This window comes from Weizmannia sp. CD-2023 (assembly GCF_036225245.1).
Lineage (GTDB): Bacteria > Bacillota > Bacilli > Bacillales > Bacillaceae_C > Weizmannia > Weizmannia faecalis.
On the sequence record NZ_JARTJQ010000037.1, the window covers coordinates 41,758 to 64,572 of the forward strand.

26 protein-coding genes and 1 pseudogene are annotated in these 22,815 nt (G+C 47.2%); 23 read left to right on the forward strand and 4 right to left on the reverse strand.

The genetic code is table 11. The annotated features are described in order from the left end of the window. Nucleotides 1–230 precede the first annotated feature (230 nt). The 13 genes from P9687_RS05140 (at nt 231) to yunB (ending at nt 12,811) form a co-directional block, all read left to right on the forward strand. Complete coding sequence (locus P9687_RS05140) at nt 231–2,015, forward strand: acyl-CoA dehydrogenase family protein (protein ID WP_014097521.1); 1,785 nt, start codon at nt 231–233, stop codon at nt 2,013–2,015. Nucleotides 2,016–2,118: 103 nt separating this feature from the next. Beyond that, nucleotides 2,119–2,478 carry an arsenate reductase family protein gene (locus tag P9687_RS05145; RefSeq protein ID WP_071452019.1) on the forward strand — a complete coding sequence of 120 codons (360 nt, stop codon included), beginning with the start codon at nt 2,119–2,121 and terminating at the stop codon, nt 2,476–2,478. Nucleotides 2,479–2,548: 70 nt separating this feature from the next. Then, nucleotides 2,549–2,932 carry a glycine cleavage system protein GcvH gene (gcvH, locus tag P9687_RS05150; protein WP_071452018.1) on the forward strand — a complete coding sequence of 128 codons (384 nt, stop codon included), beginning with the start codon at nt 2,549–2,551 and terminating at the stop codon, nt 2,930–2,932. Between the two features lie 58 nt (nt 2,933–2,990). Beyond that, nucleotides 2,991–3,299 (forward strand): thioredoxin family protein, encoded by a 309-nt coding sequence (locus P9687_RS05155; RefSeq protein ID WP_061086880.1) that lies wholly within the window; start codon nt 2,991–2,993, stop codon nt 3,297–3,299. 247 nt (nt 3,300–3,546) lie between these two features. Beyond that, nucleotides 3,547–3,903 carry a hypothetical protein gene (locus tag P9687_RS05160; protein ID WP_026683850.1) on the forward strand — a complete coding sequence of 119 codons (357 nt, stop codon included), beginning with the start codon at nt 3,547–3,549 and terminating at the stop codon, nt 3,901–3,903. A gap of 336 nt (nt 3,904–4,239) precedes the next feature. Beyond that, on the forward strand, nt 4,240–5,025 hold the full coding sequence (gene sufC, locus P9687_RS05165; RefSeq protein WP_014097526.1) for a Fe-S cluster assembly ATPase SufC: 786 nt from the start codon (nt 4,240–4,242) through the stop codon (nt 5,023–5,025). Between the two features lie 16 nt (nt 5,026–5,041). Continuing rightward, nucleotides 5,042–6,352 carry a Fe-S cluster assembly protein SufD gene (sufD, locus tag P9687_RS05170; RefSeq protein WP_017552017.1) on the forward strand — a complete coding sequence of 437 codons (1,311 nt, stop codon included), beginning with the start codon at nt 5,042–5,044 and terminating at the stop codon, nt 6,350–6,352. Next, nucleotides 6,352–7,581 (forward strand): cysteine desulfurase, encoded by a 1,230-nt coding sequence (locus P9687_RS05175; protein WP_026683851.1) that lies wholly within the window; start codon nt 6,352–6,354, stop codon nt 7,579–7,581. The genes sufD and P9687_RS05175 overlap by 1 nt, the downstream gene beginning before the upstream one ends. Beyond that, on the forward strand, nt 7,571–8,014 hold the full coding sequence (gene sufU, locus P9687_RS05180) for a Fe-S cluster assembly sulfur transfer protein SufU (RefSeq protein WP_014097529.1): 444 nt from the start codon (nt 7,571–7,573) through the stop codon (nt 8,012–8,014). Before P9687_RS05175 ends, sufU begins: the two co-directional genes overlap by 11 nt. A gap of 6 nt (nt 8,015–8,020) precedes the next feature. Then, entirely contained in the window at nt 8,021–9,418 is a 1,398-nt protein-coding gene (sufB, locus tag P9687_RS05185; RefSeq protein WP_014097530.1) for a Fe-S cluster assembly protein SufB, read from the forward strand. Nucleotides 9,419–9,682: 264 nt separating this feature from the next. After that, nucleotides 9,683–11,053: a bifunctional metallophosphatase/5'-nucleotidase gene (locus P9687_RS05190; protein WP_328228452.1), complete on the forward strand. Its 1,371-nt coding sequence runs from the start codon at nt 9,683–9,685 to the stop codon at nt 11,051–11,053. Nucleotides 11,054–11,238: 185 nt separating this feature from the next. Continuing rightward, on the forward strand, nt 11,239–11,541 hold the full coding sequence (locus P9687_RS05195) for a YunC family protein (RefSeq protein ID WP_014097532.1): 303 nt from the start codon (nt 11,239–11,241) through the stop codon (nt 11,539–11,541). 547 nt (nt 11,542–12,088) lie between these two features. Next, nucleotides 12,089–12,811: a sporulation protein YunB gene (yunB, locus tag P9687_RS05200; RefSeq protein WP_328228453.1), complete on the forward strand. Its 723-nt coding sequence runs from the start codon at nt 12,089–12,091 to the stop codon at nt 12,809–12,811. Between the two features lie 27 nt (nt 12,812–12,838). Here yunB and P9687_RS05205 read toward each other — a convergent pair whose 3' ends face one another. Continuing rightward, nucleotides 12,839–13,822 carry a M23 family metallopeptidase gene (locus P9687_RS05205; RefSeq protein WP_014097534.1) on the reverse strand — a complete coding sequence of 328 codons (984 nt, stop codon included), beginning with the start codon at nt 13,820–13,822 and terminating at the stop codon, nt 12,839–12,841. 191 nt (nt 13,823–14,013) lie between these two features. Here P9687_RS05205 and lipA point away from each other — a divergent pair. The 4 genes and pseudogenes from lipA to P9687_RS05225 all read left to right on the forward strand — a co-directional run. Then, nucleotides 14,014–14,937, forward strand: a pseudogene (gene lipA / locus P9687_RS05210) (lipoyl synthase); the annotation flags it as partial. 130 nt (nt 14,938–15,067) lie between these two features. After that, nucleotides 15,068–15,361: a YutD family protein gene (locus P9687_RS05215; RefSeq protein WP_017552020.1), complete on the forward strand. Its 294-nt coding sequence runs from the start codon at nt 15,068–15,070 to the stop codon at nt 15,359–15,361. A gap of 49 nt (nt 15,362–15,410) precedes the next feature. Then, nucleotides 15,411–15,851, forward strand: coding sequence for a DUF86 domain-containing protein (locus P9687_RS05220; protein WP_071452014.1), 441 nt, complete (start codon nt 15,411–15,413; stop codon nt 15,849–15,851). 26 nt (nt 15,852–15,877) lie between these two features. Beyond that, nucleotides 15,878–16,642 carry a TIGR01457 family HAD-type hydrolase gene (locus P9687_RS05225; protein WP_071452013.1) on the forward strand — a complete coding sequence of 255 codons (765 nt, stop codon included), beginning with the start codon at nt 15,878–15,880 and terminating at the stop codon, nt 16,640–16,642. Nucleotides 16,643–16,765: 123 nt separating this feature from the next. Here P9687_RS05225 and P9687_RS05230 read toward each other — a convergent pair whose 3' ends face one another. Further along, nucleotides 16,766–17,269: a phosphatidylglycerophosphatase A family protein gene (locus P9687_RS05230; protein WP_014097539.1), complete on the reverse strand. Its 504-nt coding sequence runs from the start codon at nt 17,267–17,269 to the stop codon at nt 16,766–16,768. 131 nt (nt 17,270–17,400) lie between these two features. Between P9687_RS05230 and yutH the strand changes: the two genes are divergently transcribed. Beyond that, the gene (gene yutH, locus P9687_RS05235) at nt 17,401–18,411 is read left to right on the forward strand and encodes a spore coat putative kinase YutH (protein WP_071452012.1); all 1,011 of its coding nucleotides are present in this window, start codon (nt 17,401–17,403) and stop codon (nt 18,409–18,411) included. Between the two features lie 336 nt (nt 18,412–18,747). Here yutH and P9687_RS05240 read toward each other — a convergent pair whose 3' ends face one another. Next, nucleotides 18,748–18,984 carry a NifU family protein gene (locus P9687_RS05240; protein WP_014097541.1) on the reverse strand — a complete coding sequence of 79 codons (237 nt, stop codon included), beginning with the start codon at nt 18,982–18,984 and terminating at the stop codon, nt 18,748–18,750. A 141-nt stretch (nt 18,985–19,125) separates the two neighbouring features. On the opposite strand from P9687_RS05240, the gene P9687_RS05245 reads away from it, so the two are divergent. Together P9687_RS05245 and P9687_RS05250 are read left to right on the forward strand one after the other, a co-directional pair. After that, entirely contained in the window at nt 19,126–19,470 is a 345-nt protein-coding gene (locus P9687_RS05245) for a YuzD family protein (protein ID WP_014097542.1), read from the forward strand. Nucleotides 19,471–19,642: 172 nt separating this feature from the next. After that, a complete protein-coding gene (locus P9687_RS05250) occupies nt 19,643–20,005 on the forward strand; it encodes a HesB/IscA family protein (protein WP_013860122.1) in 363 nt (120 codons plus the stop codon). A 5-nt stretch (nt 20,006–20,010) separates the two neighbouring features. Here the strand turns inward: P9687_RS05250 and P9687_RS05255 are convergent, their stop codons facing one another. Then, nucleotides 20,011–20,235, reverse strand: a complete 225-nt coding sequence (locus P9687_RS05255; protein ID WP_151211013.1) for a hypothetical protein — start codon at nt 20,233–20,235, stop codon at nt 20,011–20,013. 349 nt (nt 20,236–20,584) lie between these two features. Between P9687_RS05255 and P9687_RS05260 the strand changes: the two genes are divergently transcribed. From P9687_RS05260 to P9687_RS05270, 3 genes are read left to right on the forward strand one after another with little or no spacing between them, the layout of a single operon-like run. Beyond that, nucleotides 20,585–21,655 carry a DUF5105 domain-containing protein gene (locus P9687_RS05260; protein WP_071452011.1) on the forward strand — a complete coding sequence of 357 codons (1,071 nt, stop codon included), beginning with the start codon at nt 20,585–20,587 and terminating at the stop codon, nt 21,653–21,655. Nucleotides 21,656–21,658: 3 nt separating this feature from the next. After that, nucleotides 21,659–22,462: a TcaA second domain-containing protein gene (locus tag P9687_RS05265; RefSeq protein ID WP_225620908.1), complete on the forward strand. Its 804-nt coding sequence runs from the start codon at nt 21,659–21,661 to the stop codon at nt 22,460–22,462. Between the two features lie 11 nt (nt 22,463–22,473). Next, nucleotides 22,474–22,794 (forward strand): hypothetical protein, encoded by a 321-nt coding sequence (locus P9687_RS05270; protein ID WP_225620907.1) that lies wholly within the window; start codon nt 22,474–22,476, stop codon nt 22,792–22,794. The last annotated feature ends 21 nt before the right edge of the window (nt 22,795–22,815 follow it).

Genomic DNA, 22,815 nt, shown 5'->3' on the forward strand with positions numbered 1-22,815 from the left:
CAAATGGCAACGTCAGATACCCGATCTTGAAATGGATAGATGCCGGGGCCAAAAGCAGAGCAGCCGGTTCCGAACGGCAAAACAACGGACCATGGTAAAAAGCGGATCAGATGTTTCTAAAGGCAAAACGCCGGAGCCGGATCCGCCTGTTGAATCGTTATTAATGGAAATAAGAGCCGCGGAGCACATCTGCGGCCGATCATTATAGATAAAAAGGAGAGGAATTGTAAATGGCAAACAAAACGGATGCATTTGTAAAAGGCGGCAGTTTTTTAATTGAGGACATCACACCGGACCAAGTGTTTACGCTGGAAGAGCTGACGGAAGAACAAAAAATGATCGCCAAAACGGCGGAAGACTATACGAACAATGAAGTGGTCCCGCAAATTGAATATCTGGAAAACCATGAATTTGACCGCTCTGTCAAATTGTTGAAAAAAGCAGGCGAACTCGGGCTTTTGAGCGCCGATGTCCCGGAAGAATACGGCGGTCTCGCCCTTGATAAAGTAAGCTCCGCCCTGATTTCCGAAAAGCTCGCAAAAGTCGGCGGTTTTGCCATTTCCCACGGCGCGCACGTCGGCATCGGTTCGCTTCCGATCGTTTTGTTCGGCAACGAAGAACAAAAGAAAAAATATTTGCCGAAACTCGCAACCGGCGAATGGCTTGCGGCTTATGCCTTAACGGAACCAAGCTCGGGCTCGGACGCACGGAGCGCCAAAACCGTTGCAAGATTAAACGAAGCCGGCACGCATTATATTTTAAACGGAGAAAAACAGTGGATCACGAACGCCGGATTTGCTGATGTTTTCACCGTGTATGCGCAGGTTGACGGCGATAAGTTCACGGCCTTTATCGTGGAACGCACATTCCCGGGCGTTTCAACGGGTGCGGAAGAAAAGAAAATGGGGATCAAATCTTCTTCCACAAGAACGCTTATCCTGGAAGACGTACCGGTTCCGGTTGAAAACGTGCTTGGGGAAATCGGCAAAGGGCATAAAATCGCGTTTAACATTTTAAACATCGGTCGTTATAAATTAGGCGTCGGTGCGGTCGGCTCCAGCAAACACGTGCTTGAAATCGCCTTGAAATATGCGAACGGCCGCCAGCAGTTCAAAACACCGATCTCGCAGTTTAACCTGACAAAAGAAAAATTCGGCACGATGGCATCAAAACTGTATGCAGCCGAAAGCTCCGTCTACCGGACAGTCGGATTGTTCGATGAAAGAATGAGCCATTTTACGCCGGAAGAAGAAAAAGACGGGCGGGCAGTGGCCAATGCGATCGCCGAATATGCGATTGAATGCTCGCTGAACAAATTCTTCGCGTCTGAAGTGCTGGATTATGTTGTCGATGAAGCGGTGCAAATCCACGGCGGTTACGGCTTTATGGACGAATACGAAGTCTCGCGCGCCTATCGCGATTCCCGGATTAACCGCATTTTTGAAGGAACAAACGAAATCAACCGCCTGATCGTGCCGGGCACATACGTGAAAAAAGCGTTCAGCGGGGAACTGCCGCTGTTGCAAAAAGCGCAAAGCCTGCAGGAAGAGCTCATGATGATGATGCCGGAACAAGTCGGCGACGCGCCGCTTGAACAGGAAAAATACCTCGTCCGCAACATGAAGAAGATCGCCCTGCTCGTCGCAGGCACTGCGTTGCAAACGTACGGCAAAAAATTCGAAAACGAACAGGAACTGCTTGCCAACGTGGCAGATCTCGTTTCGAATATATATGCGGCAGAATCGTGCGTGCTTCGGACGGAAAAAGCAATCAACAAAGACGGTGCCGAAAAACAGAACCAAAAACTGCTGTATACCCAAATTTTCACACAGGAAGCGTTCAATCAATGCGAACAAATTGCAAAAGAATCGCTCGCAGCCTGCCTTGAAGGCGACCAGCTGCAAATGACGCTTTCCGCCCTCCGCAAGCTGACGCGCCATACGCCAACCAATGTCATTGCGAAAAAACGCGAAGCCGCGGATAAATTGATCGATGCAGAACGCTATGTGCTGTAATAAAAGAAGGGATTTCCGGCCTGGCCGGAGTCCCTTTTCTTTTGCATCGCCGGGAAAAATCGGCTAACATACAGATAAGACAAGATGACAGGAGTGGACAAAAATGGCCCTTACTTTCTATTGGTATCCGAAATGCGGGACTTGCCGGAAAGCGAAAAAATGGCTGGACGAACATGACGTTGCCTATGAAGCGGTGCACATTGTCGAAAATCCCCCTTCAAAAGCACTTCTTAAGGACTTTTATGAAAAAAGCGGGCTGCCGATCAAAAGGCTGTTCAACACGAGCGGGCAGAAGTACCGCGAACTCGGTTTGAAAGACAAGATCCCGGAAATGAGCGAAGAAGAAGCGCTTGAACTGCTGGCTTCCGACGGCATGCTGATCAAACGGCCGATTCTTGCAGGCGATGCCTTTGCCATGTTCGGATTTAAAGAGGATGCGTATGAAAAATTGCTGAAAAAGTGATTGATTTAAGCGCTGTTTTTCGGTAATTTAAAACTGAAGGCTATTACGGATACATAACGGAGGGATTGAGATGGCGGTACCTGAGGAACTGCGGTATACGGAAGATCATGAGTGGGTGAAAGAAGAAGACGGCCATGTCCGGATCGGCATCACCGATTTTGCCCAGGCCGAACTCGGCGATATCGTATTTGTTGAGCTGCCGGAAGAAGGCGATGAAGTCACGGCAAAAGAACCGTTTGGCAGTGTCGAATCCGTGAAAACGGTATCGGAACTGTATGCGCCGGTCAGCGGCAAAGTCGTTGCGGTCAACGCAGATTTATGCGATAGCCCGGAATTCGTTAATGAATCCCCGTACGAAAAAGCGTGGATGATTGTCGTTGAACCGTCCGACCCGGCTGAATTGGATGATTTGCTGACGGCGGAACAGTACGAGGAAATGATCAACGAAGCATAAAATTAACAGGCACTGCACACCAAGCTGCGGTGCCTTTTTGTGTAAAGGATGGATTACGATGCAAGACTGGACAAAGGAAAAACAACTGGAGGAACGGATTTTGCAGGAAGAAAAACTTGCCCTGTACTTTTACACCCCTTTATGCGGAACATGCCAGCTGGCGGGGAGGATGCTGGAGATTGCAGAACAGGCTGTCCCCCGCTTTCCTTATGCCAAAGCCAATCTGAATTACGTGCCGCAAATGGCGGAAAAATACCAGATCGAAAGCGTGCCGTGCCTGCTTCTACTTGAAAACGGGAAAGTAATAGACAAAGTGTACGCTTTTCAATCCGTCCCGTCACTATTTGAAAAATTGTCTTCTTTTTAATGAGACAACAGCGCAAACCAATCCGGTGTGGGCATTCATAAACGGAAACCCCGCTTGAATGGCGGAAAAAATGGCAGGGCTTTTGCGCGGAAACGCCGTTCAACCGCAAAAAAACTTTTTTCAGACATCGTTCGAGCATGGCCGCCAAAATCAGCCGGGAAAGCGCGCGATTTGTTGAACGATTTCAGCAGGATCAGCAGCGTCCGTGCAGAATAGGGAAAGGAAATGATGATTGGAGCGTGTTGTCATGAAACAGACCATCCAATTTTTCCTGAATAGCCTGGCACGGAAAAAACAATTGCGGATGCTGCTGCCGGCGGTGCCTGTTACCGTATTATTCCGTGATGGGGACGAATGCTGCCTCGTTGCTTTTTCCAAGGAGCGATGCGTGCAGCTTGAAACCGGCAATGCCGATTTTGAACTGGAAATGGCGCTCCGGCAATTCGAACAGCTCCTTTCCCGCCGCGCGCGCCTCGGCACATTTCTGAAAATGGGCGAACTCCGGTACAGGGGCACGTACCGCCATTTTTTGCTGCTGGAATCTTTGTTTTGGCTTGCAGGAACCCCGCAACCTGCACCAAAAAGTAAGGCCAAATCCGCCTGATTATCAAATAACTGGCTGAAAATGAGAATCACAGCATAACCGGGATTGCAAAACAAATCCCGGCTTTTTTTTATGCTGTTTCAGGCAGCTTGCCGGATTTCCAATGTGCAATACAGGGAAATTCAAGAAATCTGTATCAGGAATTTTATGCCGGGTACATTTTGTGCTATTATTAATGAATAAGCAAGGCCGGAAAACCGCGGAAAAAAGATGGCATGCCATGGTTATCCACAGGTTTTTACTAGTTGCGCATAGTTTTCATTTGTTATAAAATAATAATGAGAATAAATTGAGAATAAATTGGAACTGAATATACAAATAACGGAGGAATTTTTTATGGCAGGATCAAAACTCGTAATAAAAGATCTTCACGTCGAAGTAGAGGGAAAAGAAATTCTAAAAGGGGTCAATCTTGAAGTAAACAGCGGTGAATTCCATGCGATCATGGGCCCGAACGGAACAGGGAAATCGACGCTGTCTTCTGCCATTATGGGGCATCCGAAATACATCGTCACCCAGGGGACCATCACGCTTGACGGAAAAAATGTGCTGGAAATGGAAGTGGATGAACGTGCGAAAGCCGGCCTGTTTCTCGCCATGCAATACCCAAGCGAAATCAGCGGCGTGACGAATGCGGAATTTTTACGCTCGGCGGTTAACGTGCGCCGCGGCGAAGGCAATGAAATTCCACTGATGAAATTTATCCGCGAACTCGACAAAAAAATGGAATATCTTGAAATGGATACGAACATGGCGCAACGCTATTTGAATGAAGGCTTTTCCGGCGGTGAGAAAAAACGGAACGAAATTTTACAGCTCATGATGATCGAACCGAAAATTGCGATTCTCGATGAAATCGACTCCGGCCTTGACATCGATGCATTGAAGGTTGTCGCAAAAGGGATCAACTCGATGCGCAGCGAAGATTTCGGATGCATCATCATTACTCACTATCAACGTTTGTTAGACTATATTACACCGGATGCTGTCCACATCATGATGCAAGGGCGCATCGTCAAATCGGGCGGCCCTGAACTGGCAAACCGCCTTGAAGCGGAAGGCTACGAATGGATTAAACAGGAACTTGGCATCGAAGACGAAACGGTCGGCCAGGAAGCTTAAGCAGGGGGCGAGAGACTTGATGACAGAAACGAAATTAGCAATGAACGAGCAAGATGTCCGCACCTTTTCCGAACAAAACGGTGAACCGGAATGGCTGAAGGAGTTCCGCCTCCAGGCATTCGCCCGGGCCCAGGTCCTGCCGCTTCCGGAAGTGGACAAGACAAAACTGAACAAGTGGAACTTTACACAATTTACCGATTTTAGCGTGGAAAGCACAACCTACAGCGCTTTGAACGAATTGCCGGAAAAAGTGAAGGCGCTCGTGGATCTCGAAAACGCGAAGCAAAATTTGTATATCCAGCATAACCAGACACCGGCTTATCTGTCCTTGTCGGAAAGCGCAAAAGCACAAGGCGTCATTTTGACCGATATATTGACAGCGGTCAAAGTACATCCGGAGCTTGTCCAAAAATTTTTCATGACAGAGGCGGTTAAAGTCGATGAACACCGTTTGACGGCACTACATGCTGCACTCATGAACGGCGGGACATTCTTATATGTGCCAAAAAATGTTGTGCTTGAAGAACCGGTTCAGGCCATTTATGTGCACGACCATGAAACGGCACCGCTTTTCAACCATGTGCTGGTGGTTGCCGAAGAAAACAGTGCCGTCACCTATGTGGAGAACTATATTTCGGCAAACGATGGCGCGAAAGGCATTGTGAACATCATAACGGAAGTCATTGCCGGCGCCAATGCAAAGATCGAATACGGCGCGGTTGATACGCTTGCAAAAGGGGTCACCACATATGTGAACCGCCGCGGTTACACCGGGCGCGATGCCCAAATTGAATGGGCGCTCGGCATGATGAACGACGGCAATACGATTTCAGATAATACGACCAACCTTGTGGGCGACGGATCCGTTTCCCATTCCAAAACGGTTGTGGTCAGCCGCGGCAAGCAGACGCAAAACTTTACGACGCGCATTACCCACTTCGGGAAAAATACAGAAAGCTTTATTTTAAAACACGGCGTTGTCAAAGACGCGTCGACGATGATTTTTAACGGGATCGGCAAAATCGAGCACGGCGCGAGCAAATCGGACGCTGAGCAGGAATCGCGCGTGCTCATGCTAAGCGAAAAAGCGCGCGGCGATGCAAACCCGATGTTGCTCATTGATGAAGATGATGTGATGGCCGGTCACGCCGCATCTGTCGGCCGTGTCGATCCGGTTCAGCTTTACTATTTGATGAGCCGCGGGATTTCGAAAAATGAAGCGGAAAGGCTGATCATCCACGGCTTTCTTGCACCGGTTGTCACACAGCTCCCGATCGAAAGTGTAAAAAAACAATTGACGGAAGTCATTGAAAGGAAAGTCAGATAATGGATATCAATGAAGTTCGCCGGCAGTTTCCCATATTGGACCAGGAAGTAAACGGCCACCCGCTTGTTTATTTAGACAGTGCTGCGACTTCACAAAAGCCGCTCCGTGTCATTGAAGCCGTCAACCAATACTACCGTGAATATAATTCGAACGTTCACCGCGGCGTCCATACGCTTGGGACAAAAGCGACTGACCATTACGAAGGCGCGCGCGAAAAAGTCCGCAAATTTATCGGTGCCGAATCAACGGAAGAAATCATTTTTACAAAAGGGACGACAGCCGGGCTGAACCTTGTTGCCCACAGTTTCGGCGATGCACAAGTGCAGGAAGGCGATGAGATCGTCATTACCTACATGGAGCATCACAGCAACCTCATCCCGTGGCAGCAGCTCGCCAAAAGAAAAGGCGCCGTTTTGAAATATGTGCCGATGCAAAAAAACGGTACGCTGCGACTTGAAGATGTGGAAAAAACGGTTACGGAGCGGACGAAAATCGTGGCTGCAGCGCTTGTCTCAAACGTGCTTGGCACCATTAACCCGGTAAAAGACATAGCGAAAATCGCACACAGCCATGGTGCTTACATGGTCGTCGATGCCGCCCAAGGTGCGCCGCATATGCAAGTGGACGTAAGGGATCTTGACTGCGACTTTCTTGCTTTCTCCGGTCACAAAATGTGCGGTCCGACCGGCATCGGCGTCCTGTACGGCAAAAAGGCGCTGCTTGAAGAGATGGAACCGCTTGAATACGGCGGCGAAATGATTGATTTTGTCGGCCTGTACGATTCCACCTGGAAAGAACTTCCGTGGAAGTTTGAAGGCGGCACTCCGGTGATTGCCGGTGCAATCGGGCTCGGGGAAGCCATCGATTTTCTCGAAGAAATCGGGCTTGATGAAATTACGGCGCATGAACAGGATTTAAGTGCCTATTGCCTCAGTCAGTTTTCTGAAATAGAAGGGATTACGGTGTACGGCCCGGAAAGCGCAGACGAACGCGCCGGCCTTGTGACGTTTAATTTAGAAAACGTGCATCCGCATGATGCCGCGACCATCCTCGATGCGGAAGGCATTGCGATCCGCGCGGGCCACCATTGCGCACAGCCGTTGATGAAATGGCTGGACGTGACAGCGACCGCACGTGCAAGCTTTTATTTATACAATACGAAAGAAGATATTGACAAACTTGTTGCCGGTATCGTGAAAGCAAAGGAGTATTTTACAAATGTCTTCTAATCTTGATGCGCTTTACCGCAGTGTGATTATGGACCATTATAAAAATCCGCGGAATAGGGGCAGTTTGGAAGATGGAAGCCTGACAGTCGATATGAATAACCCAACTTGCGGCGACCGGATTCATTTGACATTGAAAGTGGAGGGCGGCCTCATCCAAGATGCGAAATTTACTGGTGAAGGTTGTTCCATCTCGATGGCATCGGCCTCCATGATGACGCAGGCCGTAAAGGGAAAAACAGTAGACGAAGCGCTGAAACTTTCCCACATTTTCTCGGAAATGGTGCAGGGAAAAGACTATGAAGAGGCTGAAGATCTTGGCGATATTGAAGCGTTACACGGCGTATCCAAATTCCCTGCCCGGATCAAATGTGCAACTTTGGCATGGAAAGCAATGGAAAAAGGGGTAAGAAGCGAAAAAGGATTGGAGGAATGATGGCTGATGGCTAAAAAAATGCCGGAAATCGGTGATTACAAGTACGGCTTTCATGATAAAGATGTTTCCATTTTCCGTGCAAAACGCGGATTGACGAAAGAAATTGTGGAAGAAATTTCAAAAATGAAAGAAGAACCGCAATGGATGCTTGATTTTCGTCTGAAGTCTCTTGAACACTTTTACAATAAACCGATGCCGCAATGGGGCGGCGATCTCTCCGCGTTAAATTTCGACGACATTACGTATTACGTCAAACCGACGGAACATGCCGGCCGTTCGTGGGATGAAGTACCACAGGAAATCAAAAATACATTTGATAAACTTGGCATTCCGGAAGCGGAACAAAAATACCTGGCCGGCGTTTCCGCACAGTATGAATCGGAAGTCGTTTATCATAACATGAAGCAGGATCTCGAAAAACTCGGGATTGTGTTCAAAGACACGGACTCCGCTTTAAAAGAAAATGAAGATATTTTCCGCAAATACTGGGCAACCGTCATTCCGCCGACGGACAATAAATTTGCGGCTTTAAACTCGGCTGTCTGGTCGGGAGGATCTTTCATTTACGTTCCGCCGGGTGTAAAAGTGGATACCCCGCTGCAAGCTTATTTCCGGATCAATTCGGAAAATATGGGGCAGTTTGAACGGACCCTTATCATCGTTGACGAAGGTGCCTCCGTCCACTATGTCGAAGGTTGCACGGCGCCGGTTTACTCGACAAACTCGCTCCACAGCGCAGTCGTTGAAATCATCGTTAAGAAAAATGCGTATTGCCGTTATACGACGATCCAAAACTGGGCGAACAACGTTTATAATCTTGTAACGAAACGCGCCGTATGTGAAGAGAATGCGACAATGGAATGGATTGACGGCAACATCGGTTCAAAACTGACGATGAAGTATCCTTCCGTGCTGCTGAAAGGCGAAGGGGCGCGCGGTATGACGCTGTCGATCGCGATCGCCGGAAAAGGCCAGCACCAGGATGCCGGCGCGAAAATGTACCATCTTGCGCCGAATACGTCGTCCACGATCGTATCCAAATCGATTTCAAAACACGGCGGAAAAGTCACATACCGCGGCATGGTGCATTTCGGCCGGAAAGCGGACGGCGCGCGTTCCAATGTCGAATGCGACACGCTGATTATGGATCACCTGTCCACATCAGATACCGTGCCTTATAACGAAATTTTAAACAACAATATTTCTTTGGAACACGAAGCAAAAGTATCAAAAGTGTCGGAAGAACAGCTCTTTTACTTGATGAGCCGCGGCATTTCCGAACAGGAAGCAACGGAAATGATCGTTATGGGCTTCATCGAACCGTTCACAAAAGAACTCCCGATGGAATACGCCGTCGAAATGAACCGTTTGATCAAGTTTGAAATGGAAGGTTCGATTGGATAACCTTGATATATCAACGGTTATAGAGAGTTTTTGAACGTAGGGGTGCGATTTACCCACAAATCACCCCTCATATATTGCTGTAAAGCCTAGTTTTAGACGGTGATGGCAGAAAAAACAGCCGCTTGCGGATTCCGCACGGCTGTTTTTTCATGGGGCGCCAATTTGAAAATCGTGGTAAAATAAACTGCATAAGCATAAAGGATAAAAAGCGGCCGTATGAAACGGCATGACGAGATTACCCTCATGATGATAAGGGGACCAAATATGAACGAAATTTTACATATATACCATACAAATGATATCCACAGCCATTTTGAAAACTGGCCGAAAATCCGGCATTTTCTTGAGAGGAAACAGGCGCAGCATGCCCGGCAAAATGAAGAGATGCTGCTGTTTGACCTCGGCGACCACGTCGACAGATGGCATCCGTATACAGAAGGGACCATGGGCAAGGCAAATGTCCGGCTTTTAAATCAACTGGGGTACTTGGCTGCGACCATTGGAAATAATGAAGGGATTACGATGCCGCACGAGGCGCTAGACACATTGTATGAGGAAGCACAATTTGACGTGATTCTTACCAACCTGTTCGATGAAAACGGGAAACGGCCGCAGTGGGCAGTGCCGCGGAAACTGTACACGACAAAAAGCGGTGTCAAAATCGGGGTAACCGGTGTGACAGCAGGATTTTATAAACTGTACCGGCTGCTGGGTTGGCAGCTTTCTAATCCACTGGAAGAACTAGGGAAACAAATGAATATTTTAAAAAAAGAGGCGGATATCCTCATCGTCTTATCGCATCTCGGCATTCATGAAGACCGCCTTATTGCAAAGCTGTACCCGGAAGTGGACCTTGTGTTGGGCGGGCATACGCACCATGTGTTGGCAAAAGGTGAACTGGACGGGCGGACGCTTCTTGCGGCAGCCGGCAAATACGGCTATTATATCGGGCATGTCAAGCTTGAAATCGATCCGGCTGCCAAAAAAATCGTCTATCAGTCAGCCCGTGCTTTACCGACCGGGAACTTCCAGGAACCGCCCGGAGAAGCGGCCGAGATTGAACATTATTATTTTGAAGGAAAAAAATTATTGAATCAAAAACTCGTGTATTTACCGGAAAAACTGGAATCGGACTGGTTCAAGGAAAACCGGCTTGCGGGCCTGCTTTGTGATGCGGTCATGGAATGGTGCGATGCCGATTGCGCATTTTTGAATGCCGGCCTTGTGCTTGACAGTCTGGAACACGGGCCGGTCACGAAATTTGATCTCCACCGGATTCTCCCGCATCCGATTAACCCGTGTCTGATCGAGCTGACGGGCGAAAAACTTCAGGAAGTACTTCTTTCAACGCTCGACCCGAAATGGCCGCATCTGGAGCTGAAGGGGCTCGGCTTCCGCGGGAAAATCATGGGCCGGTTTATTTACCGGAATATCGGTTTCAATCATGCTTTGCGGAAAATAGAGGTGGGGGGCAGGCCGCTGGAACCGGATCGTATCTACAGGCTTGGTACGATTGATATGTATACATTTGGCGACTTTTTCCCGCATATCCGGGAGGCGAAAATCCATTATTTTATGCCGGAATTTTTGCGTGATGTGATGGAATGGAAGTTATTGCAGGAATATGGTCAGTAGGATGAAATGCCCATGCGCAAAGCAATGTAGCAATGAATCAATGGCAGTTTCCTGGCTTCTTAGAAGCAGCGACGGTCAATGGAGTTTCCAAAGATCGAATTTGGGATGTAATATGGCAGCACATTGGCTGGCAGGCACTTTTCACCGCTCTTTTCATAAAATATGAAAGAAAGGGGCGGATGGAAATGGTAACCGTAACACCTGTTGAGATCGGGGGACATACGTTTATCGCGACAACTGTCCGGCTGCCGAAAACAACCTTGCTGGCCGTATCGTGCGACAAAGGCTATATTATGTGCGGCGCGCTCGATGTGGGCTTGTTGAATGATCAACTAAAGGACCGCCATATTATCGCCGGCAGGGCAGTCGGTGTGAAGACGATTGAACAATTGCTGGAAGCACCGCTCGAGTCGGTCACCCATGAAGCGGAAAAGATCGGGGTTACCGCCGGCATGATCGGGAAACAAGCATTGTTAAAAATGATTTAAACGTTCGATTAGGTTGAAGCACAAAAGATGATGTTGCATTCGTCCTTCCCGTGTGATGAAGGACAAAACGTGTGCCGTGAAACAGCGAAATATCCTTCATTGTGGTGATGAAGGACAAAACGAGAGCCAAGGACCAGTGAAATGTCCTTCATCAGGGTGATGAAGGACAAAACGCGTGCCGAGAATTAGCGAAATGTCCTTCATTGTGGTGATGAAAGACAAAACGCAGTGCCAGGACCCCTGAAATGTCCTTCATCGAGATGATGAAAGACAAAACGCGTGCCGTGAAACAACGAAATGTCCTTCATCAGGGCAATGAAGGACAAAACGCGTGCCGTGAAACAACAAAATGTCCTTCATCAGGTCGATGAAAGACAAAACATGAGCCGTGAACCAGCGAAATGTCCTTCATCCAGATCATGAAAGACAAACCACTGTGCCTGAAAGCATAAAATGTCCTTCAGCACAACATCCGGACCCACGCTTTTTAATATGATCATAATCCCCCTTATGCAGACATACATTTGCTTGCAGGGGGGGATTTTTTATGCGAAAATTCCGCACCTCAAAACGGCGGGGACCCTTGCCGACGCGGTACGTGCTTTTGCTTTCCATCGCATTTTTTACGGTTACCACTATTATCAGCATTGTCATTATTGACGAAGGCATAAAACCTACTTTAATGCGGTACGCCGAGTCGGAAATGAAAAAAATCGCCTCATATGTCACGAACGAAGCGATCAAAGACCATGTGAGTGGCGGAAAAAACAGCAAGTTGGATACGATTGACCCGCGGGAATTGGCCGTCACCCAGTCTGAAATTGAAAACCAGATTACCCGCCAATTTAAAGAAGTGGAAGAAGGAGACATTACGTCTCTTGAAGAAATATCAAACGACGGCATGCTCGGGAAAAAGAAAAAATCAAAACCTGAAATTTTTTCCGTTCCGCTCGGGAAAGTGACCGATATTGCTCTGCTCGGAAACATGGGGCCGGATATTCCCGTGACCTTTCAAATGGTGGGGGATGTTGAAAGCTCCAATATTAAAGTGAAAAAAGAAGAATATGGCATTAACAACGCATTTTTTTATATTTATGTTGAAATCAAAATCAAAATGCAGGTCATTATCCCGTTTGCATCGGATGTCATCACCTATACACATGATGTCCCGCTTGCAATGGGTAACTATAATGGCGATGTCCCGCAATTTTATAATGGAAACGGTGGCGGAGCGCAGCCGCTCATCGAACTGCCAAAAAACACGAAATAAAAAGCGCTGCGCTCGCTCCAGCGTTCCTTATTTCCGCTGTTTCTCAAGTAATTCCCATCTCTTTAAGGACGGGTAAGGATCAAAAGACCATTCGCTTCGGCCGTTGTCTTTGTATATGCCATAATGCAAATGCGGCGGAAATTTTCCGGATGTGCCGGGCGGGCCGTAACCGGTGCTGCCAACGCTGCCGATCAACATGCCCGGTTTGACGACTTGGCCGACATGTAAATTTTTTGCATAACCGCTTAAATGGGCAAAATAATGATACGAATTGTTCAAATCACGGATACCAATGCGCCAGCCGCCGTACTTGTTCCACCCTTTCAATTCAATCACCCCGTAACAAGTCGCACGTACCGGGACGCCGTAATCTGCAAAAATATCCGTCCCTTCGTGGATACGGCGGCCGCCCCAGCCTCGCCGGTCGCCCCATGTGCTCCGATAGCTGTAATTGTATCCGGGCGGGATCGGGAACGCCTTGTCTGTCAGCTGAATGGTGCCGAATGTCTTGTAAATCTTCGCCTTTTCCGTGATCAGCTGTACGGCTTTATCCCGTTTGTAATAATGCCACAGCGCAATTTCAAAGTCATCATCATCCGTTCCATACCGCAACAAATACTCGCTCAGTGTAAAAAGCACGTCAAGATCATCGTTGCGGTCAGCTTTCCCATCCCCGTTCCCGTCCTTTCCGATCCCGCCGAAAAACGCAATCGAAAGCGGATGGGTATCATTGTGGTTCGGATTGGCAAGCCCGGACCATTTTTCAGGGGGAAAATAAATGGAAATAAGGCCGGCTGGTTTCGGTAGGTCGGAACGGACAAACCGGATGCTCCGTTCATACTGGTCGATGGCTGCCAAATTGTACCACGGAATCTGGGTAAATGCCTCCATATGCTGATAAAGTTCCATCCGTTTTTTGTACATTTCTTTATCGGATATTTCTTTTGCTTGGGCATGAAGGGCAGAAAATGAAAGCCCTGTTACAAGGCAGAAAAGCAAAACAAACCGCAATGCGAAAACCCTCTTTCTATCAATGTTGTCGAAACAGAAAAACCGCAATATGAAAATCCTCTTACGCTTATTGTGGAAAGAGAAGCGGATTTTCATCAATATTAAATATTGGAAAAACCGGTGGCGTTTTCTTTTCAAAAAAGGGACGAATGTGGTAAAGTGAGAGAGAACGAACCCGGTGGGAGAGATGGAAAATGAACAAACAGGAAGAGATTTTGCGGAAACCCGAATGGCTGAAAATCAAGCTCAATACGAATGAAAATTATACCGGACTGAAGAAATTAATGCGTACGGAAAACTTACATACGGTTTGCGAAGAAGCGAGATGCCCGAATATCCATGAATGCTGGGGAACAAGGCGGACTGCGACTTTCATGATTCTGGGCGATACGTGCACACGCGCCTGCCGTTTTTGCACCGTAAAAACCGGGTTGCCGTCCGAACTCGACTGGCAGGAACCGGAACGGGTTGCTGAATCGGTGAAAAAAATGAACTTAAAGCATGTGGTTGTGACGATGGTGGCCCGTGATGATTTGAAAGACGGCGGTGCAGCGGTGATGGCTGAAACGATCCGAGCGATCCGCCGCATGAACCCGTTTACCACCATTGAAGTGCTGCCTTCCGATTTGCAGGGCCGGTACGAAAGTTTAAAAACATTGATGGATGCAAAACCGGATATTTTAAACCACAATATTGAAACCGTCCGGAGGCTGACAAGAAGGGTCCGCGCCCGCGCCACGTATGACAGGTCGCTTGAATTTTTGCGGCGGGCAAAGGAAATGCAGCCGGAGATTCCGACTAAATCAAGCATTATGGTCGGCCTCGGCGAAACGATGGAAGAATTGGCGGAAGCGATGGATGACCTGCGCGCCAACGATGTGGACATCGTGACGTTCGGGCAATATTTACAGCCGACGAAAAAACATATGAAAGTGGTCAAATATTACCATCCAGATGAATTTGCCGAATTAAAAAGAATTGCACTTGAAAAAGGATTCAGCCACTGCGAATCCGGTCCGCTTGTCCGCTCTTCATACCATGCGGATGAACAGGTCAGTGCCGCTGCAAAAGCAAAGCATATTTTAGGGAACGTGGAACAGACGCAAAAAATTTGAGAAACGGGCTGCGCACTTTAATGGGCGCAGTTTTTCCGTTCAATGGGGCTGAAAAAATTTTTCGCGTTCCGCTTAGAATTTGGGCGGTTTTTCGTTATAATAAAATAAGGCAGGAAGGCACACGGGGAAAATGGAGGAATTGAAATTGGTCACCATCCACCGCCATACGTACGAGATTATTGCCAATTACCGGAATGGCTACAATGAAGAAGCATTCCGAAGCAGATATAGTGAAATACTGGAAAAGTACGACTATATTGTCGGCGACTGGGGTTACGGACAGCTGCGGCTGCGCGGTTTTTTTGATGACCGAAATCCGAAATCCACTTTTGACACCAGAATCAGTACACTCACGGAATATCTTTATGAATACTGCAATTTCGGCTGTGCCTATTTTGTCGCAAAGAAAATCGTTGCCAAATAAGTTTTGCCCGGCACCGCCATTTGATAAACTTTAGGCAGAAGGTGACAGGATGTATTTTGTCGATCGTGAAAAAATAAACGGGATATTGTCATTTATGGAAAAACGGCTTGCCTTGTTTCAAGCGCAGCCGGCCTGGCAGACGGAAATCGAAAAGGCTGCTTTGGAAAGAATTGCAGAAACCGTCATCGAATCGGTTCTGGATGTCGGAAACGCGATCATTGACGGGTTTATTATGCGCGATCCGGGGAGCTATGAAGACATCATTGACATTTTGGAAGATGAAAATGTGGTTTCCGCTGAATCGGCAAAGCAGCTGACGGCTGTCATCGCGCTCAGGAAGCAGCTTGTCCGGGGGTATACAGATCTGGATTACGGCACCCTTCAGGAAGTGCTTGCGGCTAATTTCAAGGCACTCGAACGGTTTCCGGAAGATGTGCGTACTTACCTGGCAAACGAACTCGGCCCGGTTAACGCTTTTAAAGGGGAATAAGCAACGAAACAGAGAGGAATTTCAGCATGAAAAAGTATAAAGCCTATTTGATTGATTTGGACGGCACCATGTACCGCGGAACGGAAAAAATAGAAGAAGCCGGCGATTTTGTCAGCCGGTTGCAGGAAAAAGGGATTCCGTATTTATTTGTTACAAACAATTCTTCGAGAACACCGGCACAGGTTGCCGAAAAACTGCGCGGATTCGATATCCCGGCAAGAACGGAGCAGGTCTTTACGACATCCATGGCGACCGCCCGGTTTATTTATGATGAAAAGCCGGATGCTTCTGTATATGTGATTGGCGAAGAAGGCATCAATACGGCCATCAAAGAAAAAGGTTTTACGATCACATCCGATCACCCCGATTATGTCGTGCTCGGCATTGACCGGGATATTACTTACGAAAAGCTCGCCCTCGGCGCCATTGCGATCCGGAACGGGGCCAAATTTATTTCCACTAACGCCGATATTGCCCTTCCGACCGAACGCGGGCTGCTCCCGGGAAACGGGGCTTTAACCTCGGTGCTTGCGGTTGCGACCCAAACCAAGCCGGTCTTTATCGGCAAACCGGAACCGATCATTACCGAGCAGGCGCTTGAATACCTCGGTTCGAAAAAAGAAGAGACGATCATGGTTGGGGACAATTACGATACCGATATTCTGGCGGGCATCCGCACGGGCATTGACACCCTGCTCGTCCATACCGGCATAACGACGAAGGAAATGTTGAAGACAAAAGAAATCCTGCCGACCTATACGGTTGATTCCCTTGACCAGTGGGAAGTGTGACAAGCGCGGGTGCAAATCAGGAAGGCTCCATATGCCCGCCTGTTGTAAAGTCCGATTTGTTTGGAAAACGAATACCGAAAAAAGGCAAGATACAAAAACGTATCTTGCCTTTTTTTCGTGTTTTTACGGCTGCACGTGCGCCACTCTGTGTGCGTGGCGGCTTGCGGCTGCAGCGGCAATGGCCCCGACAATATCATCGAGAAACGTGTTGCATGAGCCGTCAGAGTGGTCATTGAGCTTCGCCAAAATGCCCGGTTTTTGTTTGTCAATATAACCGTAGTTGGTAAAACCGATCGAACCGTACACGTTTACAATCGACAAAGCCATAATTTCATCAATACCATAAAGGGATTCATCGACCGCAATCGTGCTTTGCAGCGGTTCGTCAAGCATCCCTTTTTCCGCCAGCACATCCAGCTGGATCCCGGTTAAAATGGCGTTTTGCACTTCGCGTTTGGAAAGAACGGCGTTGACACTTTCCATGCAATCCTCAAGCGTCATTTCCGGAAAGTACTTCTCTTGTAAATACAGGACGAGTTTCGCAATATCTTCCAATTCTACGCCCCGTTCTTTCAGCCGCTGCCTTGCAATTTGTTCTGACACATCCATATTTTTCTTGTTTTCCATGTTCTCACCTCAACTATTCGACATTTTCTTTAGCATGATCATTCTAATGGATTTTATGAGATCAAGCAAGAATACACGTTCCTTCACATATAATGTAGAAAGTGCAATGCATTTTTTGGGGAGGGAAGATGATGGCACAGGCCATTTTGAAAAAATATTACGGCATTGACGCCGGGCAGTCTTTTTTTGACGGAAAACAGGTCCGCTATGAAGCAAACGGTAATCTTTATACGCTCGTTCCCGTGACAAATGTTCCTGAAAATGTGCTTGTTGAATTATATGAAATGTCCCGGCACCTCGTGACGAATGGCGACCGCTATGCCTCCGCCTTTTATCCATCTAAAGAAAAGAAATTTCTCGTAACAGATGGGGATAGCGATTATGTTTTACTGGAAAACCGTTATAAAAAAGCGCCCGGAAATATGCGCACGGGCAGGAAACTTGCGAAATTCCACCTGCGCGGCCGCACGCTTTCCGCCACGATAACGGAAACAAACCGGATGGGCGAATGGAAAAATTACTGGGAAATGCGCCTTGAACAAATGGAAAAGGCATGGTACCGGACAGTAGAAGAGCACCCCGACCACCCGTTTGAACGCTTGTTTGCTGAAACGTTTCCCTATTACATGGGGCTTTGTGAAAATGCAATCCAGTATGTCGTCGATACGGAAATGGATGAGGCGCCTGGCCCGGGAGATGCCGGCACCATTTGCCATGAACGGTTTTCAAACGAAACGTGGGGCCGGAAATTTATCATCCACCACCCGTTTGACTGGGTGTTTGACCACGCAGGCAGGGATATTGCTGAGTGGATCCGCGCGCAGTATTTTAAGAAAACACACACGTTCCGCCCTGATGTCCGCGCGTTTTTGCAGCAATATGTTTCGCTTTCGCCGCTTTCGCCTTTTTCGTGGCGGCTCATTTTCGCGCGCCTGCTGTTTCCCCTTCACTATTTTGAATGTGTAGAAACCTATTTTCTCACCCGGTCTGAAAAAGAACAAAAAATGCATGAGGAACAGCTTTGGAAAAATGTACGGGGGGCAGAAGCATACGAAGCATTTCTGGCTGAATTTTATGAGCTCTCGGAAGTTCCGATAAGAAAATACAATATTCCCAGGGTGGCATGGCTCAAAGCCCGATAAAAAAGCGGCTCCTTGTAGAAAAGGCCGGCTAGTTTAAAACGTATCTCCGGTCAGGTTTCCGAATGAAGCCCGGCCCGTAGTGAAGGCAAGTGCGGATGTCAGGCATGGTGAGCATTTCAGAAAACCATTCACCATGCAGATATTCAATAAAAATGTGGCTCCTTGTAGAAAAGGACAGCAAGCACTTGAAACACATCTCGGGCCAGGTTTCGAATGCCGGGCCGGACCGTAGTGAAGGCAAGCACGGATGCGTGAATAACCAGAGAATCATCCCGTCCAAGTAAAATTTATTCCAGTAAAAAAGCGGTTCCTTGATAGGAAACCGCGTACTGCCCGTTAAAAAACCTGTTCTACTTCCATAACGCCGGGAACCTCTTCAAACAATGCGCGTTCTATCCCGGCTTTCAACGTGATCGTGGAACTCGGGCAGCTGCCGCATGCCCCTAAAAGGCGGAGTTTAACAATGCCGTCTTCCACGTCGATCAGCTCGCAATCGCCGCCATCACGGAGCAAAAACGGGCGCAATTTATCCAATACTTCCTGAACTTGTTCTGTAATTGTATCTGCAGGCATATGATCGCTCCTTTCTTACTTCTCATTATAAACAGGATTACAAGAAAAATCTATCATAAAAAAACGGGATATAGTGTTTTCCTTTTTGCAAGCTGTTGTGTACAATATGAATAAGAAATCCCCGGAAGAGGTGCGGGTTTGATGGAGAAAAAAGTGACGATTCAAGTTTACGGGGCGGAGCAAATATGCGCAAGCTGCGTCGGTGCGCCGTCTTCTAAAGATACATTTGAATGGCTCAAAGCAGCACTTTCGCGGAAATACCCGGGCCAGCCGTTTGACATCCAGTATATCGATATTTTTGCACCCGGTGATGATCAAAAAGTGCGTGCTTTTGCGCAAAAAGTGATGGATGAAGATCTGTTTTACCCGGTTGTTGTCATTGAAGGCGAGCCGGTGGCAGAAGGCAATCCAAGGCTAAAGAAAATTTATGCGGTCATGGAGCAATACGGCTATATCCCGGAAAATGCGTTTGCAGCGCACGATTAAAAATTTTTCATTAAAAAACGTTTACAGCAGCGACTTTGTTGAATTTTTCGAGTTGCAATGCAATTTTAAAATAAAGCAGCCCGCATTTTAAGACTGCCCGGCGCCCGGGAGATACGCAATCATTGTTTTGCACGGTGTAAATGGTTATAATCAAGGAAAGGAGGTTCGGAAAATGAGTGAAGTGATTCATCTTACAGAAGCAGCTGCGTTTCAAATTAAAGACATGATGGAGCAAAACGATGAGCAGGACGCATATTTTCGTGTGTCTGTAAACGGCGGGGGCTGCAGCGGCCTGTCGTACGGCCTGTCGCTTGACCACGAAATCAAAGAAGGCGATGCGGTCGGCGAACAGCACGGCATCCGGATTCTCGTCGATCATGAGAGCGCCCCGATTTTAACCGGCACGGTCATCGATTATAAGCAGTCGCTTTTAGGGGGCGGGTTCACGATCGATAATCCGAATGCGATTGTCACCTGCGGATGCGGCTCCTCATTTAAAACTAAAACAAAAGCCGGCACACCGGAAAAATGCTGAAGCATTTAAAGTGATGCTGCAAAAACAGGATATTTATACGCCAGCAAGGTTCCCATTTCATTGCAGCAGCGCAGGATATCCCGCCAATGACAGGCGGGGCTTTTGCGCTGCTGAATTGATTTAAGCTCCTTTTTGGCAAAGTCCCTTTCATTCGCAAGCCTCACAAAAATCTTTTCAAAAAATCCAGCCAGCGCCTGTCTTCCGGTTTTCTTCCTGTCCGGGCACGCCAATTTCCTTCGCTGTTTGTACATCCGCATTTATAAACGCCTTCCTTGCGCTAAAAAGCCACAACTTTTTACAAAGTCATTAAAAATAAAATACTTTTTCGTAAATATGTTTATTCATGGAAAAAAGGGTAGATATACCTTAGCTGCTCATTTGCCCGGATTTTTCGGAAAAAGGGGAAGGGAACTTGGTCCTTGCATAATGGGGGAGAAAGGAATGTCGAGGGGGAAGCTGCGTTATGTATTCCTTTACCCGCATTATACATAAAAAAACCGTACCCCGGGTTCGATAAAAAGTTAAGGAAATTCTGCGATTTATCAGCTGCAGAATGAAGATTGGAAAGGGGAAACTGCAGTGAAAAAATGGCATGTGCTGCTTGTTGTTCTGGCATTGGTATGGGGATTGGCTGCTTGCGGGAAATCAGATAAAAAAGCAGAAGCGGAAGGGGGATCTTCCAATAAAAACAAGTTAATTGAAGCTTCAATTACAGACGCGTCCTATGCCCTGTTGAAGGATGACGATGCGGATGTTTCGGAAGACGGTGAGAAAGACCTCCTGGCCGTTGACTTAAAGATCAAAAATGTGTCTTCGGATACGGTCCATATCTCTCCATATAGCAATATTAAATTATACGATGGCAACGAAGAAGTGAACATAGAAGACGACATATACAGCACCCGGCTCGATATGGGCACTTCACGCGGCGGCAGTATCGGGGCGGGCAATACAAAAAAGATGACCGTACTGGTAAAAGTAAAAAAAGGCAAAACATATACATTGGGCATCCAGCCGTTTACGGAAAAAAGCGGGGATGACAGTGACGAGTTGAAACTTGCGCTGGATACCAAAAAATACAGTAAATCGTACGATTCCCTGCAGGACCCGGCAAAAGCGTTAAAGGCATATATAGACACCATTTATTTAAACAAGGACAATGCCGATTATGAAAAATATGTTTCAGAGAATAAGGAAGCTGTCCAGACAGATGCGTATAAAACCTTTAAAAAAGCCTTTAACGACAATATTACCGATGATATATCAGATGCAGATATGAAAAAGTATTATGAAGCCTATAAATCGGCCGCTGCCGAAAAAGCGAAACTGGATGCGGAAGCCGTTGCGAGCTACAAAAATAAAGCGGTCGTAAAGTTGACCTATTCCACCATTTCTATGGACGATATTTCTGAAAAAGTGGAAAAATATGCAGATGAATATTTGGATAACAGCGAAAATTACGATTCAGAAAAAGCAAAAAAATATGCCCTCTCCAAATTCGATTCCATTGTCAGTTCCATGGAACCAAAAGAAGCTGAAGACCCGGCAGAAGTTTCCATGGTGAAAAAAGACGGAAAATGGACGGTTTGGCAGGAGAATGACTATACAAATGAGCTGGAAGAAGCTTTTGCAGGCGGAGAGGTGTATTAACCTATGGCGCAACTCACGAAACATAAATGGCTGATTGCCATAGCTGCAGCCGTGATTGTTGTACTTGCGGTTATATGGATCGCGCTCTCCCAGGCTTCAAAACCTGACCGGGTACTGGAAAAGTTCGAGAATGCGGTCAAAACAAAGGATACGAAGCAGCTGGAAGGGCTGATTGTTGCCGACAATCCGAATGCATTGGTGAACAATACTTCCCTTCAGGCCATGATCCGGTATTTAAAAACCAATGCAAACAGTTATCAGGTGATAAGAGATGGCATTCATAACCAAATAAAGGACGAAAATTACGCGGAAACGAACCAGCAGATCAGCCTCGTTCAAGACGGAAAGAAATGGGGATTTTTCCCCGACTATAAGCTGAAAGTGAAGACCGTCCACTTAAAAGTGACCGGGCAAAGCGACAACGACCAGCTTAATGTGTCAATCGGAAATATGAAAGTTCCGGAAAAAAAAGAAAGTCATACTTACGGCCCACTTTTGCCCGGAACTTACCAAACGAATGTAACGGTAAAAAACAGTTTGGGAACCTTTTTCCAAAAAGAGAAAAAGGATTTATGGGGAAATTCCGAAGTCAGCATGATTGTTGATGACAGCCGCCTTGCCCAAAAAAGCGAAAACGTACAAAAAGGGATTTTGGAGGCGATCCGCAAGTTCAACGAGGATCTAAGCGTATATACGACTTCCGGACTGGATGCCAATAAGCTTTCAAACGCGACCGATTCTTTTAAGGAAGACTTTTCACTTGAACAGGCGCAGTTTGAAGCCATTAAAGATTATGTAAAGAAGTGACTTCCCAGTATTTGGGTTCCGTCGTAAATATGGATGAACTGAGCATCAACCATTTTGATGCAGACTGGAAAGCGGAAATTGAAGCACTCGTTTCCTATAACGAAAAGATCAAATATACGGGAGAAAAAAATTATGAGGACTATTCCTACAAGACCCTCCGCAAATATACGCTTAAATATGACAAGAATTCAAAAAAATGGCTCGTGGATGATGCGGCAGACGCCAAAGCGGATGGATCAGAAAGCAGTGCATGGGAGAACAAAAAAGAACTGAAACAAAAAAATGCCCCCGTCCTGAAATGGGTCCGGAGCGGCGATAAGAGCAATATTTAATCAAAAATCCCGGTTGGGCAG